This is a genomic window from Dietzia sp. PP-33 (assembly GCF_033790845.1).
GTDB lineage: Bacteria > Actinomycetota > Actinomycetes > Mycobacteriales > Mycobacteriaceae > Dietzia.
In genome coordinates this window covers 108,574-123,220 of sequence record NZ_JAMYEI010000001.1, presented here as the reverse complement: position 1 = coordinate 123,220, position 14,647 = coordinate 108,574, and the positions used below count along the sequence as shown (strand labels likewise).

Sequence of the window (14,647 nt, the reverse complement as noted above, 5' to 3'; positions counted from 1 at the left end):
GTGACCGAGGGACGTTCCCCGGACGGGCGGGATGGCGACAGCGTGTCACTGGACCGGGCCGAGCTCGCACGGCTGCGTCGGGCCGTGGACGAGGGCGCCCGTTCGGACCGCGAGAAGTCGGTCAAGATCGACGCGCTCGGGGCCCGCAACGTCAGACTCGCCGAGCTTCTCAGGGACTCCCGCGACCAGCTGGAGGCACTCAAGGGTGAGGTCGAGCGTCTCGGCACCCCGCCCAGCACCTACGGCGTCGTGCTGCAGGACCCCACCGATCCCGACACCGCCGAGGTCATGGCCGCCGGCCGCCGGATGCGGCTCACCCTCGCCCCGGGGGTCGACACCGCCGTCCTGTCCGCCGGGGCGACGGTCAGGCTCAACGAGGCCATGACGGTGGTCGAGGAGTGTGGCGGGCTGCCGGTGACCGGCGTCACCGCGGTCTTCCGCGACGCCCTGGCCGACGGCGAGCGGGCCCGCGTCGTGATGGGCAACGACGAGGAGCACGTGGTGCATCTGGCCGCCGCCCTGCGCGGCGGGCGGACCACGGACCGCCCGGCTCCGGTGCGCCCGGGGGACGCCGTCCTCGTGGACCCCAAGGCCGCCGTGGCGTTCGAGGTCGTCCCCAAGGCCGAGGTCGACGAACTCCTCCTCGAGGAGATCCCGACTGTCGAGTACTCCGACATCGGCGGTCTCGGTCCGCAGATCGAGCAGATCCGCGACGCCATCGAACTGCCCTTCATCCATCACGACCTGTACCGGGAGTTCCACCTGTCACCGCCCAAGGGCGTCCTGCTCTACGGCCCGCCCGGCTGTGGCAAGACACTGATCGCCAAAGCGGTGGCGCACTCCCTGGCCAGTGCGGCCGCGCGGTCCCGGGGCGAGGACGTCACCGACGGCCGGCTGCCCAACTCGTACTTCCTGTCGATCAAGGGCCCCGAACTCCTCAACAAGTACGTCGGTGAGACCGAGCGGCACATCCGGTCGATCTTCGAGCGGGCGCGGGAGAAGGCGACCGAGGGCAATCCGGTCATCGTCTTCTTCGACGAGATGGATTCCATCTTCCGCACCCGCGGGTCGGGCGTGTCCTCCGATATGGAGACGACCATCGTCCCGCAGTTGCTCGCGGAGATCGACGGGGTCGAGGACCTGCGCAACGTCCTGGTGATCGGCGCCTCCAACCGGGAGGACATGATCGACCCGGCGATCCTGCGCCCGGGCCGACTCGACCTGAAGATCCGTATCGACCGTCCGGACGCCGGTGCGGCCGCCGACATCCTCGCCAAGTACATCACCCCCGACCTGCGTTTCGATCCCGCCGAGATCGGCTCGACGGAGGGCGGGGAGCACGTCCGGCAACTCATCTCCCGGATCGTCGACCGGCTCTACACCCGGGACGAGTCCACGACGTACGTACACATGGTCTACGCGTCGGGACGCCGGTCGTCCCTGTATCTGGCCGACCTGACCTCCGGTGCGATGCTGCGCAACATCGTCGACCGGGCGAAGAAGCTGGCGATCAAGGAGATCGTCCACGGCAGCGGGCAGGGGTTGACCACCGACGACTTCCTCGACGCCGTGGACGCCGAGTTCGCGGAGAACACGGACCTGCCCAACACCTCCAACCCACAGGAGTGGGCGCGCCTGACGGGTGTGCGCGGCGAACGCGTCGTCGAGGTCACCGTCCCGCAGCGCGAGGGCGACCGATGACCCCCCGCGGTCGCGTCATCGGGACCGAGATCGAATTCGGGATAGTGGCGGTGGGCCAGCCGCTGCTCAGCTCGGTGATCACCTCGACCCAGGTGGTCAAGGAGTACACCGACCCGGGCGAGGGCGCCGGCGCAACCGACGGGACACGGTGGGACTACGGGTCCGAGTCGCCTCTCCGTGACGCGCGCGGCTTCGACCTCGGCTCCGCCCGCGCGTACGACCCCAGCGAGTTCGGCGTGACCAACCGGGTACTGACCAACGGGGCCCGTTTCTACGTCGACCACGCCCATCCCGAGTACTCGTCCCCCGAGGTCGACTCGCCGCTCGACGCGGTGATCTGGGACAAGGCGGGGGAGGTGGTCATGCACCGGGCCGGCCGCGCCTCGTCCACCGTGGAGGGCAACGCCGAGCTCAAGCTCTACAAGAACAACGTCGACGGCAAGGGCGCCTCCTACGGGGCGCACGAGAACTACCTCGTTCGCCGGGACGTCGACTTCGACGCCCTCACCATGAGCCTGGCGCCGCATCTGCTCTCCCGCCAGGTGTACTGCGGCGCCGGGCGGGTGGGGATCGGGCAGTCCGGTGAGACGGCCGGGTTCCAGATCTCGCAGCGCGCGGACTACATCGAGGTACTCACCGGCCTCGAGACCACCCTGCGTCGCGGCATCATCAACACGCGGGACGAACCGCACGCCCCGGACGAGACCTGGCGGCGCCTCCACGTGATCATCGGCGACGCCAACATGTCGGAGCTGGCCACGTACCTCAAGATCGGCACCACCTGCCTCGTCCTGGACGCGATCGAGGCGGGCGTCGACTTCGCCGACCTGCTCCCCGTCGACCCCGTCGAGGCCGTGCACACGATCAGTCACGACCCGTCGCTCACCGCCACCGTCGACCTCTCCGACGGTCGCGCTCCCACCGGCATCGCGCTGCAGCGCGAGATCCTCGACCGCGTCGCTCAGTCGATCGGAGACGGCGCGGGTCGTCCGGGGTGGGCCCTCGAGGTGCTCGCCGAGTGGCGGGAGATCCTCGACGCACTCGAGGAGAACCCCATGTCGTGCGCCGACCGGCTCGACTGGCCGGCCAAGCTCCGGCTGCTGGAGGGGTTCCGCACGCGGGACTCCCTGGGGTGGGATCACGCCCGGCTCGCCCTGATCGATTTCCAGTACCACGACATCGACCCGGACCGCGGGCTCCACAACCGCCTGGTGTCCAGGGGAGCGATGCGCCGGATGACGACGGCCGAGCAGGTCGAGGCCGCCGTGACGACCCCACCCGAGACGACGCGGGCCTGGGCTCGCGGGCGCTTCCTGGCGGAACTCGGCGACCGTGTCCGGGCCGCGGGGTGGGATCACGTCGTCGTCACCGATTCCCGCGGGCACGGACGCCACGTCGACCTGGCCGACCCCTACACGGGGACCCGCGCCCACTGCGAGGCCGAGCCGGCCTTCCTCACCCCCGACGGGCCCGCGGGTCACTAGCACCACGCCGGGTCCTGCGCCCGGACACCCACCTCACCGACAGGAGTTCCACACCATGTCCCAGATCCACAAGAACGCCGGCGGCGCCGGCGAGTCGGGCGACGAGGCCGGCCAGGTCGCCAAGGCCGCGCAGACCTCATCGGCCGACTCCCTGCTCGACGAGATCGACGACATCCTCGAGACCAACGCCGAGGAGTTCGTGAAGTCCTACGTCCAGAAGGGCGGGCAGTAGACCGCCATGCTCCGCCGCATCGTCGGGATCGAGACCGAGTTCGGGATCACCAGCGTCGGGGGCGAGGGATCGCGATCACTCGGTCCCGACGAGATCGCCCGGTACTTCTTCCGGCCCGTCGTCGAACGGTGGCGCAGTTCCAACGTGTTCCTCGAGAACGGGTCCCGCCTCTACCTGGACGTGGGTTCCCACCCCGAGCACGCGACAGCCGAGTGCGACGGCCTACGGCAGATCGTGGCCCACGACCGGGCCGGGGAGCGGATCATCGACGATCTCGCCGTCCACGCCGAGCAGTCGCTCGCGGCCGAGGGGATCGACGCCAAGGTCTATCTGTTCAAGAACAACACCGACACGGTCGGCAACTCCTACGGCTCCCACGAGAACTATCTGCTGGACCGCTCGACCCAGGTCCGGAGCGTGGCGACCACACTGTTGCCGTTCCTGGTGAGCAGGCAGCTGATCTGCGGCGCGGGGAAGATCCTGCCCGGCGCCCCGGCGGGGGTCGGTCCCGGCCCCGACGAGGAGCCGGCCTTCTGCTTCTCCCAGCGTGCCGAGCACATGTGGGACGGCGTCTCCTCCGCGACCACACGCTCCCGACCGCTCATCAACACCCGCGACGAGCCGCACGCCGACTCGACCCGGTTCCGGCGCATGCACGTGATCGTGGGCGACTCCAACATGATCGAGACCACCACGCTGCTCAAGATCGCCAGCACCCGGCTCGTGCTGGAGATGCTCGAGGCGGGCGTCGAGCTGCGCCCGATGGCGGTGGCGCACCCGGTGCGGGCCATCCGGGAGATCAGCCGCGACCTCACCGGCACGCGGCCCGTCGCGATGACCGACGGCACCACCATGACGGCACTGGAGATCCAGCGGGAGTTCCTCGCCGCCGTCCACCGCCACCTCGGGAGCGGCGGCTGGGAGCGCGACGACCGGCCCGACGTGGAGAAGAGCGTGGCCCTGTGGGAACGGGTCCTGGACGCCATCGAGTCGGGCGACCACGACTCGATCGCCGGTGACATCGACTGGGCGGCCAAGCTGCGTCTGATCCGGCAGGTCCAGGCCAGGACCGGGGCCGACCTGGATCACCCCAGACTCGCCCAGATCGACCTGACATACCACGACATCCGTCCCGGGCGGGGTCTGCACTCGGTGCTCGAACGGCGCGGCCTGGTCTCCCGGGTGGTCGACGACACCGAGATCGAGCGGGCCCGGCGCACCGCTCCGGAGACCACGCGTGCCGCACTGCGGGGGCGTTTCATCTCCGCGGCCACCGACGCCGAACGCGACTACACCGTGGACTGGGTGCACCTGAAGGTCGCCGACGGCTCGCTGCCCACGGTCGCACTGACGGACCCGTTCGCGGCCGAGGACCCGCGTGTCGACGACCTGATCGCCGCGCTCGGACGATAGCGTTCCTGCCCGTGTCCACCTCGAAGTCGCAACGACTGGTCAACCTCGTGATCTGTCTGCGGTCGACCAGTGCCTACCTGTCCGCGGGGGAGATCCGCAGGATGGTGCAGGGGTATGACGACTGCGAGAACGAGGCGGCCTATCTGAGGATGTTCGAGCGGGACAAGCGTGAACTGCGCGAGGTGGGTGTGCCTCTGGAGCAGGGCGCCTCGCTCGCCCCGGGGTCCCCGGCCGGGTACCGGATCCCAGCCCGGGGGTACGAACTCCCGGAGATCACCCTCACCCCCGAACAGGCCGGCGTACTGGCCGTGGCCTCCGAGGTCTGGCGCGAGGGGGAGCGGGCCGCGCGCGCCGACGGGGCGTTGGCCAAGCTCACCGCCGCGGGGATCGACCCGGTGCACGACGCCGGCACGACCGTGTCGGTGGTGGACCCGGCCGAGCTCACCGCCGCCGCGGTCGTCGCGGAGGCGATCGCGGGGAGTCGACTCCTGTCGTTCTCGCACACCCCGGCCGGAGCCACCGAGGCCACACCCCGGCGGATCGAACCGTGGTGGACCGGGTCCCGTCACGGCAACTGGTACGTCGTCGGCCACGACCTGGACCGGGGTCAACCCCGGACCTTCCGCCTGGTGCGCGTCTCGGACGTCCGGGTGGGCCAGGAACGCCGTACGGCCCCGGTCCCGCCGACATCCGAGGTGTTGGAACTGCTCGACGACGCCATCGCCCGCCTGAACCCGGTGGTCGAGGCCACCGTCTGGGCCGCGGACGGTCACGCCGCCGAGATCCGGGCGATGGCCCGCGCCGCCGAACCGGCGGACCGGTTCGGGCGCTCCGGCGCCGACCTCGAGGTGAGCGCCCCCCTGGGAGAACTCTCCTCGTTGGTGGCCTCCCAGGGCGCCGACTCGGTGGCGCTCCGTCCCGCCGAACTGCGCGTGCGCGTCGTGACGATCCTGACCGCGGCGCAGGAGGCGGTCCGATGACCCCCCGGGCCGTTCCCCTCGCGACGCTGCTCAGCGTGGTCCCGTACTTCCACAGCCGGGGCGCCGTCCCGGTGGCCGGAGCCGCCCGGGACCTGGGCATGACGGAGAAGCAGTTGCGGGACGCCCTCTGGCAGCTGTGGTCCTGCGGGTTGCCCGGCTACGGGCCGGGTGACCTCATCGACCTCGCGTTCTCCTCGGAGGACCTGGACGACGCCGAACTGGTCGAGGTCACGTTCACCGCCGGGATCGACAGACCCGTCCGGCTCACCGCCGCCGAGGCCGTCACCCTCGAGACCGGACTCGCGATCTTCCTCGACCATCCCGAGGTGGTGGACCAGACCGCCCTGCGCGATCTCCTGCAGACCCTCCGGACCGCGGCCGGTGTGGAGTCGGGCGCCGGGGGACGCGCGGAGGAGGACCCCCGTGTTGACACCACCGCACCGGATGCCGGCGTCGTCCGGACCGCCGTCCACGACGGGCTCGCGTTGCGGTTCGTCTACCACTCGGCGAGCTCGGACACCTCCACCACCCGTGTGATCGATCCCGCGCGGCTCTCCGTGGCCGACGGGCACTCCTACGTCCACGGCGTCGACCGCGAGTCGGGCCAGTGGCGGACGTTCCGCACCGATCGGATGAGCGGGGTCGAGGAGGTCGGCCCACGCCGCGAGCTCGGACCGGAACCCCAGGACGACGGCGAGGGCGGCGTCCTCCTGGAGCGGGCCGTCGTCCCCGCGGCCGCGGCGTGGTTCCTCGACGAGTTCGGATTCCACGACGTCGTCCGGCGCCCGGACGGCGATCTGGACGTCTCGATCGCCTATCACGACCGGGCGTGGCTGCTCAGGTTCCTGCTCGGGCACGCAGACGTGGTCACGCCCGCCGATCCCGCGCTGACCGCGGAGATCGCGGACCGGGCCGCGGCGGGTCTCGCGGTCTACTCAGCAGGCGACGACTCGATATCGACGGCGTGAAATGGCGATGAACCCGCAGGTCACCGCATCCGCAGGTCGGAACCGCCCCGGCGCGGGTTCGGCGGGGTGGGTTAGCATGGGCGTGTTGTCACACAAACGGAGGTTGACATGGGTGCGTTGAGCATCTGGCACTGGCTCATCGTCCTCGCGGTGGTGCTGCTTCTCTTCGGTTCCAAGAAGCTCCCCGAGGCAGCCCGCGGTCTGGGGCGGTCGATGCGCATCTTCAAGTCGGAGATCAAGGAGATGCAGAACGACGACAAGCAGGGCGCCCCGGCCGGGCCGGAGGAGCCGCAGGCCCTCACCCAGGCCGGCCAGCCCACCGCCGCCCAGTACGCCCAGCCGCAGTCGCCTCCGCAGCAGGCCCAGCCGCAGGCGTACCCGCAGCAGGCCCAGGGCTACCCTCAGGCGCCCCAGCAGCCCTACCAGCAGGCGCCTCAGCAGCCTCAGGCCCAGCAGCCACAGCAGCCCAACCAGCAGCCGAACCCGCCCCAGCAGCACTTCGACCCCACGGCTCCGTACAACGGCGGCACGGGTTCCCCGGGGCAGTAGGCCACCTCACCGATGACGCAGACCGGAACCGAGAAGACCGGCGCCACCCCCCGGGGTGGCGCCGGTCGGTTGCTGTCCAAGCGCAAGCGCCGGCCCCGGAACCCCGACGGGACGATGCCGCTCATCGAGCACATCTACGAGCTGCGCACCCGGCTACTCATCGCGGTCGCGGCGATCGTGGTGACGTTGGGCTTCGGGTTCTGGTGGTACGGCACCGGATTCCTAGGGGTCCCCTCGCTGGGCGGAATCCTCACGGGTCCGTATTGCGACATCCCGCCGGGCGCGCGGTTGCAGCTGGGGGACTCGGGTGACGAGTGCCGGCTGCTCGCCACCGGCCCCTTCGAACAGTTCATGCTCCGCCTCAAGGTGGCCGCGACGGCCGGCATCGTCCTGGCGAGCCCGGTCTGGCTCTACCAGCTCTGGGCTTTCATCACCCCCGGCCTGCACAAGAACGAGAAGCGATACGGGGTCGTCTTCACCATCCTCGCGGCGATGCTGTTCATCGGCGGCGCGGTCCTGGCCTACATCGTGATCGTCCACGCCCTCGAGTTCCTGCTCTCGATCGGTGACAACGTCCAGACGACCGCGCTCTCGGGCACGCAGTACTTCACCTTCCTCATCCAGCTCATCCTGATCTTCGGCGTCAGTTTCGAGATCCCGCTGCTCATCGCCATGCTCAACGTGGCCGGCGTACTCAGCTACGAGGTCCTTGCCCGGTCGCGGCGCGGGATCATCATGGGCGTCTTCGTCTTTGCCGCCGTGGCCTCGCCCGGGCAGGACCCGTTCTCGATGCTCGCCCTCGCTGTCGCCGTGTGCCTACTCGTCGAGGTGTCCATCCAGTTCGCCCGCCTCCACGACAGGCGCCGGAAGAAGGCGCAAGCCGACTGGTTGGAGGTCGACGACGAGTCCGCCTCGCCACTCCACCCCGCCGAGGGGGTCGACGGGTCGGGACCGGTCCGGTCAACCGGCCCGCTCTCCACATCCGAACCGCTCGGTTCCCGGCCCCTCCAGGCGCCGGCGGGCGGAGCGTTGTATGACGACACGATCTGAGCCGCTCGAGCCGGGCGTCGTGCTGGAATCCTTCCTGTCGGCGGAGGGATTCGACCCGGACCCCTTCCAACTGGAGTCGTTCGCCGCTCTCGACGCCGGGCGCAACCTGCTCGTCTCCGCCCCCACCGGGTCGGGCAAGACCCTGGTCGGTGAGTACGCCGCCCACCGGGCGTTGTCCGGGGGCGGTCGTTGCTTCTACACCACGCCCGTCAAGGCGCTGAGCAACCAGAAGTTCCGTCAGTTCCGCCAGCGGTTCGGGCCCGAGAACGTGGGGCTGCTCACCGGGGACCACTCGATCGACGCGGACGCCCCGGTGGTGGTGATGACCACCGAGGTCCTGCGGAACATGATCTATTCCGGCTCCTCCGCTCTCCACGACCTCGACTGCGTGGTGATGGACGAGATCCACTACCTGGGTGACCGATCGCGGGGAGTGGTGTGGGAGGAGATCATCCTCACCCTCGACCCGGCGGTGCGGCTGGTGGGACTGTCGGCGACGCTCAGCAACACCGGTGAGCTCGGGGATTGGATCAGCGAGATCCGGGGGGACACCGCGGTGGTGCTCTCCGAGCACCGGCCCGTTCCACTCGCCCACATGCTGTACACGGACGGCGACCTGGTCCCTGTCCGTGCGGCGGCCGATCAACGGCGCCGCCGGCGCAGCGGCTACCACGACGAGCGGGTCGCGGCCCGCCCGAGGGCCCAGTGGGCTCGGCGCCAGGACGTCATCGAGAAGCTCGACGACGAACGCCTGCTCCCCGCGATCTACTTCGTCTTCTCCCGCGCCGGATGCGACGGCGCGGTGTCGCAGATGCGGCGGGCCCGACTCCGGCTCACCACGGGGGAGGAGTCCCGGCGGATCGCCTCCCACGTCGACGCCGCGTGCGCGCAGGTGCCCCGGCACGACCTGGACGCCCTCGACTTCAACGCCTTCAGGGCGGGTCTGGTCAGTGGCATGGCCGCCCACCACGCGGGGATGTTGCCGCTGTTCCGGACCATCGTGGAGGAGTTGTTCTCGGCCGGATTGATCAAGGTGGTGTTCGCCACCGAGACCCTCGCTCTGGGTATCCACATGCCGGCCCGGGCGGTCGTGCTGGAGAAGACGACCAAGTTCAACGGCGACACCCATGCCATGCTCACCTCCGCCGAGTACTCGCAGATCACCGGTCGTGCCGGCCGCCGGGGGATCGACACCAAGGGCACCGCGGTCGTGCTCGATCAGCAGGACCTCGACCTGGACGCGCTGTCGGCCCTCGTGGACACCCCTCGTTTCCCCTTGCGGAGTGCGTTCACCCCCGACTACTCGATGGCCGTCAACCTCGTGGAGCAACTCGGCGTGGCGGAGGCCACCTCACTGATCGGCCGATCGTTCGCGCAGTTCCAGACCGACCGCACGCTGGTATCCCGCTCCCGGGCCGTGGAGCGCAGGAGGGACGAGCGCGATCTGATGCGCACGACCCTGGAGGAGGCCGGCGGTGACTCGGAGCTCGACGACTACATGAAGCTGCGCGCGGACCTGAGCCGACTGGAACGGTCCACCGAGAAGGAGTCGAGGGACGACCGGCTGGAGGCCGTGCGGGCGGCGATGCTCAAGCAGACCGCGGGTTCGGTGATCACGGTGGGCCGCAAGCGCTTCGGCATGGTCGCCACCGTCCTGCAGGTGCGCACCGACATCCCCGCCGACCCGGCACTGTTGTGCCTGACCGACACCGGATGGACCGGCTGGCTGCGGCAACAGGACTTCGCGGCGCCCCCCGTTCCGGTCGGGAGGGTCGAGCTGCCCAGGGGTCGGCGCAAGCTCGACGGCCGCGCCAAGAGAGCCCTGGTCCAGCGCATGGAGGGGCTCCGGGGCAAGGCGAAGGGCCGGATGAAGAACGCGGGCGGCAGACCCGTCCGGAAGGACCCCCGGATCGCCTCGGCCCGGCGGGCGGTGAGACAGCACCCGCTCCACGAGGACCCGCGGATCGACACTCTGGCCCGTCTCCACGAGCGGTGGGCCCGCGCGGCGGCGGACGTGGGGTCTCTCACCGCCGAGGTGGACTCCGACTCCGACTCCCTGGCCCGCCGTTTCCGCAGAATCGTCGACCTGCTCCGGGAGCTGGGTTACCTGGAGAACAGGGAAGGTGGTCTCCGCGCCACCGACGCCGGTCGCCTTCTCGCGGGAGTGCACACCGAACAGGACCTGTTCGTGGCCGAGTGCCTGCGGCGCGGGGTGTGGCGTGGACTCGATCCCGCCGGACTGGCCGCGGTGATCGCGACCGTCGTGGCCCACCCCCGTGGCGACTCGTCGGTCCGTGAACCCGCCGACGAGATCCTGCGTGCCGCGCTCGTCGAGACCGAGCGGGTCGCAGCCGAGGTGTCCGAGGTGGAGAAGGCCCATCAGCTCCCGTCGACTCCTGACCTGGACGCCGGGCTGGCGCCGGTTATGCACCACTGGGTGTCCGGTGGTGCGCTCTCATCGATCCTCTCCGCCTCCTGGCAGGAGGGTGTCGAGCTCACCGCCGGGGACTTCGTCCGGTCGGCTCGGCTCGTGGTGGACGTCCTGGCCCAGGTCGGGCAGGTCGCCGAACCCGAACTCGCGCGCGCCGCACGATCGGCCGTGGGATCCCTGCGCCGCGGGGTCGTGCTCGACCACATGGCCTGACCCCGGCACCCCACTGGTGGTCGCATCCACCGTGTCCGTGGTCGCGCTCACCGTGGTCGCGCTCACCATGGGCAGGAGCAGCGTGTGGCACGTCGGTGACGACCAGTAGCGCGTCGGGCCGGTCGGGAACAGGTCAGACCGCGTCCAACCCCGCCGTCGCCTCGACGAGCCTGCCGATCGCGCGGGCCTGCCCCGTCGACTGACCCAGCGCCTCGAGCCGGTCGGAGTCCACGACCCCGCGGCGGCCGTCGACGTCGCCGTCGAACTGCACCTCGAACGCCCGGCCGCCCAGTCGCACGACCCCGCGCGCGGCGGCCAGATAGTCCGCCCCCTCGGTGAGCGCCTTGCGCTGCCGGGCGGTCAGCGCCGAGCCCGGATCGCCCGCAGCGGCGACGATCCCGTCGAGGTCGCCGTACTCGCGGAGCAGGGCCGCGGCGGTCTTGGCGCCGATCCCCGCCACACCCGGCAACCCGTCGGAGGCGTCGCCCACGAGCACCGCGTAGTCCGCGTACACGCGCGCGTCGTCACCCGCGGGCAATTCGAAACGCTCGGCCACGACCTCCGGGGTGTAGGCGAGTCGCTTCTTCATCCCCGCTCCCACATACACCACGGTCGTACTCGCCGAGGCCAGCTGGAACAGGTCGCGATCGCCAGTCACCACCAGCACCTCGCGATCCCGGGCGGCGAGCGCGGCCAGCACGTCATCGGCCTCCGCGTCCTCCGCCCACGCCTGGGTGATGCCCGCCGCGGAGAGGACCTCCCGGATCGACCCGACCTGCGGGCCGAGGGAGGCGGGCGCGTCCTCCTCGTCGTCGTCGCCGACACGGTGCGCCTTGTACGACGGCACCAACTCCACCCGCCACCCGGGCCGCCACTCGCGGTCCAGGGCGGCCACCAGACCGGTGGGGGAGTACTCCTCGGTCAGTACCGCGACCATGTCGCAGAAGCCGCGCACGGCGTTGGCCGGGGCACCGTCCGGCCCGGTGATCTTCTCCGGCACCGAGTGGAACGCGCGGAACCACAGGCCCGCGCTGTCGAGAACCATGAGCGGGCCCTGGGACACCGTGCCTCCTCGGGTCGGGAGTGGGCCGGGGATCGACCTGCCCGTCAGATTAGTCGTACCCGCGGGCGCGCGAGGTGGAGGCGGGCGTGGCGAGACCCGGTGTGGGGCGACCCGGTGTGGGGCGACGCAGTGTGTGGAGACCTAGTGTGGGGACATGAGCACCGACACCTCGGACATCCACGCCCGACGACTGATGGCCGTGCGGGCTCGCGCGCATGACCTCGGTGTCGACCACGTGGTGGTGTACTCGGGCGAGGACATGTCCTACCTGACCGGTGAGCGCATGGACTCCCACGAGCGACTGACGGCGCTGGTCGTGCCGGTCGCCGACGGAGAGCCTCTCCTCGTGCTCCCTGCGCTCGAGCTCACCGCCGCCACCCGCCGTGCCGCCGAGCGGGTGGGTGCCACCATCCACCCGTGGGCCGACGGCACCGATGCGGTAGCGCTGGTGGCGGGCACGGTGTCGGGCCGGATCGCCGTCTCGACGGCGCTGCCCGCGCTGCACCTGGTCCCCCTGCAGGACGGGGTCGACGGTGGGGTGGTGCTCGCCTCGGAGGTGATCGACCACGTCCGGGCCGTCAAGACTCCGCCGGAGGTCGAGGAGCTCGCCGAGGCCGCGCGTCGCATCGACTCGGTCCACGCGCGGATGGGTGAGTTCTTGTGCGTCGGTCACTCCGAGGCGCGGGTGGGCGAGCTGATCACCGCCGCGATCGAGCAGGAGGGACTGTCCCACGCCGAGTTCGTGATCGTCGGCTCCGGACCCAACGGTGCCGACCCGCACCACGGGGTCTCCGACCGTGTGGTCCTGGAGGGCGACATCGTGGTGGTGGACATCGGGGGCCCGCTCGCCAGCGGGTACCACTCGGACTGCACCCGGACCTACTCGATGGGCGAGCCCCGCACCGAGGTCGCCGAGGCCTACGCGGTGCTGGAGGAGGCGCAGCGGCTGGCCCGCGAGGCCGTGCGTCCGGGAGTGGCGATCGGTGAGGTCGACGCCGCCGCCCGCGACCACCTCGCGGCCGCAGGACTGGGGGAGTTGTTCATCCACCGCACCGGACACGGGATCGGGCTGGGGTTGCACGAGCCGCCGTTCGTCGCCCCCGGCGCCGACACCGTGCTCGAGGAGGGCATGACGTTCTCCGTGGAACCCGGCATCTACCGGGCGGGCCGGTGGGGCGCCCGCCTGGAGGACATCGTCGTGGTGGCAGCGGACGGCCGTCGCGACCTGAACACCGGGGAGAGGGGACTGCGGGTCCTCTGATCCGGCCCGGCTCAGTGGGGAGTGGCGGCGCCGGATCCGGTGAACATCTGGGCGGAGCCGAGCACGCGGTCCACCTCGATCGCCACGACGACCCGCTCGGGATTCGGCCGCGGCACCCGGTAGCGGAGCCCGTACCGGCGTTCCGCCTCGCGGACCGAGTCCTCATCGGTCAACAACCGCACCGGACCCTCGAATGTCAGCCACCGGCCCCGGTCCACATGGGACACCGCCGCCCGGCCACCGCGCCGGGCGTTGCGCGCCTTCTGGGAACCGTGACGGGTGATCACGCGGGCCAGACCTGACCCGGTGTCGACGGTGAAGCCCACGGCGACGACGTGGGGCGAGCCGTCACGGCGGAGGGTCGTGAGGGAGCCGAGGTGGTATTCCGCGAGGAAGTCGTGCGCCTCGGGGGAGAGGTCTGCCAGGGTGCGGGACATGGTGCCGAGCCTGCCACAGCGAGCCGACGCGGCCCACAGGGGAGTACGTGGGACAATGCCCTCATGTCCACCCCCGTAACCCCCTCATCCCGGCCCGCGTCCGGTGGCGAGGTCGTCGTGATCTTCGGTGGTCGGAGCGAGATCGGGCTGGCCGTCGCACAGCGCCTCGCCGACGGACGCACGGTGGTTCTGGCCACCCGGCCCGGGCGTGACACCTCCGCCCTGGCGGCCCCTCTCGTGGCGGCCGGGGCCGCGGCCGTAGAGATCCTGGACTTCGACGCCGACGATCTCGACTCCCACGCCCGGTTCGTGGACGAGGTCGAATCCCGGATCGGCGAGATCGCGATCGCCGTGCTCGCGTTCGGGATCCTCGGGGACCAGGAGGTCGCCGAGCGCGACGCGACGGTCGCCGCTCGGATCCTCCACACCGACTTCGTTGCGCAGGCCGCCCTGCTCACGGTCCTGGCGGAGCGGATGAAGCCCCGCCGGAGCGGGGTACTGGTGGCGTTCTCCTCCGTCGCCGGTCAGCGGGTCAGGCGGGCGAACTACGTGTACGGCTCCGCCAAGGCCGGTCTCGACGGCTTCGCCTCCGGGATGGCCGACGCCCTGCACGGCACGGGCGTCACTCTGGTGATCCCCCGGCCGGGATTCGTGATCGGCCGGATGACCGAGGGCATGGACCCCGCCCCGTTCTCCTCGACGCCCGAGCAGGTGGCCGACGCGGTGGTCGACCGTGTGCGGGCCCGCAGGGCCGGGGTGGTGTGGATCCCGTGGCAGCTGCGGGTGATGTTCGCCGTCGCCCGGGTCGTGCCACAGCCGGTCTGGCGACGGATGCCGCGGTGACCGCCCCTGCCACGCGGGACCG

13 protein-coding genes are annotated in these 14,647 nt (G+C 71.0%); 11 read left to right on the top strand and 2 right to left on the bottom strand.

Features of this window, described 5'->3' with window-relative positions; translation table 11 throughout:
* The 9 genes from arc to NJE57_RS00595 all read left to right on the top strand — a co-directional run bounded on the left by arc (position 1) and on the right by NJE57_RS00595 (position 11,021).
* Entirely contained in the window at positions 1–1,701 is a 1,701-nt protein-coding gene (gene arc, locus NJE57_RS00635) for a proteasome ATPase (protein WP_319026445.1), read from the top strand.
* The gene (dop, locus tag NJE57_RS00630) at positions 1,698–3,185 is read left to right on the top strand and encodes a depupylase/deamidase Dop (protein ID WP_319026444.1); all 1,488 of its coding nucleotides are present in this window, start codon (positions 1,698–1,700) and stop codon (positions 3,183–3,185) included. The genes arc and dop overlap by 4 nt, the downstream gene beginning before the upstream one ends.
* Before the next feature lie 55 nt (positions 3,186–3,240).
* Positions 3,241–3,417: a ubiquitin-like protein Pup gene (locus tag NJE57_RS00625; protein WP_319026443.1), complete on the top strand. Its 177-nt coding sequence runs from the start codon at positions 3,241–3,243 to the stop codon at positions 3,415–3,417.
* 6 nt (positions 3,418–3,423) lie between these two features.
* The gene (pafA, locus tag NJE57_RS00620) at positions 3,424–4,830 is read left to right on the top strand and encodes a Pup--protein ligase (protein ID WP_319026442.1); all 1,407 of its coding nucleotides are present in this window, start codon (positions 3,424–3,426) and stop codon (positions 4,828–4,830) included.
* Positions 4,831–4,841: 11 nt separating this feature from the next.
* Positions 4,842–5,810, top strand: a complete 969-nt coding sequence (locus tag NJE57_RS00615) for a helix-turn-helix transcriptional regulator (RefSeq protein ID WP_319026441.1) — start codon at positions 4,842–4,844, stop codon at positions 5,808–5,810.
* The gene (locus tag NJE57_RS00610) at positions 5,807–6,778 is read left to right on the top strand and encodes a WYL domain-containing protein (protein WP_319026440.1); all 972 of its coding nucleotides are present in this window, start codon (positions 5,807–5,809) and stop codon (positions 6,776–6,778) included. The genes NJE57_RS00615 and NJE57_RS00610 overlap by 4 nt, the downstream gene beginning before the upstream one ends.
* 108 nt (positions 6,779–6,886) lie before the next feature.
* Positions 6,887–7,327, top strand: a complete 441-nt coding sequence (tatA, locus tag NJE57_RS00605) for a Sec-independent protein translocase subunit TatA (RefSeq protein WP_319026439.1) — start codon at positions 6,887–6,889, stop codon at positions 7,325–7,327.
* Positions 7,328–7,441: 114 nt separating this feature from the next.
* Positions 7,442–8,377 carry a twin-arginine translocase subunit TatC gene (gene tatC, locus NJE57_RS00600; protein ID WP_319027031.1) on the top strand — a complete coding sequence of 312 codons (936 nt, stop codon included), beginning with the start codon at positions 7,442–7,444 and terminating at the stop codon, positions 8,375–8,377.
* A complete protein-coding gene (locus NJE57_RS00595) occupies positions 8,361–11,021 on the top strand; it encodes a DEAD/DEAH box helicase (protein ID WP_319026438.1) in 2,661 nt (886 codons plus the stop codon). The genes tatC and NJE57_RS00595 overlap by 17 nt, the downstream gene beginning before the upstream one ends.
* A 133-nt stretch (positions 11,022–11,154) precedes the next feature.
* On the opposite strand, the gene NJE57_RS00590 is transcribed toward NJE57_RS00595, so the two are convergent.
* Complete coding sequence (locus NJE57_RS00590; RefSeq protein WP_319026437.1) at positions 11,155–12,084, bottom strand: 5'-3' exonuclease; 930 nt, start codon at positions 12,082–12,084, stop codon at positions 11,155–11,157.
* A gap of 154 nt (positions 12,085–12,238) precedes the next feature.
* Here NJE57_RS00590 and NJE57_RS00585 point away from each other — a divergent pair, with 154 nt between their 5' ends.
* Positions 12,239–13,345 (top strand): Xaa-Pro peptidase family protein, encoded by a 1,107-nt coding sequence (locus NJE57_RS00585; RefSeq protein WP_319026436.1) that lies wholly within the window; start codon positions 12,239–12,241, stop codon positions 13,343–13,345.
* 11 nt (positions 13,346–13,356) lie between these two features.
* Here the strand turns inward: NJE57_RS00585 and NJE57_RS00580 are convergent, their stop codons facing one another.
* On the bottom strand, positions 13,357–13,782 hold the full coding sequence (locus tag NJE57_RS00580; protein WP_319026435.1) for a PPOX class F420-dependent oxidoreductase: 426 nt from the start codon (positions 13,780–13,782) through the stop codon (positions 13,357–13,359).
* 63 nt (positions 13,783–13,845) lie between these two features.
* On the opposite strand from NJE57_RS00580, the gene NJE57_RS00575 reads away from it, so the two are divergent.
* Positions 13,846–14,625, top strand: coding sequence for an SDR family NAD(P)-dependent oxidoreductase (locus NJE57_RS00575; protein WP_319026434.1), 780 nt, complete (start codon positions 13,846–13,848; stop codon positions 14,623–14,625).
* Positions 14,626–14,647: the final 22 nt, after the last annotated feature.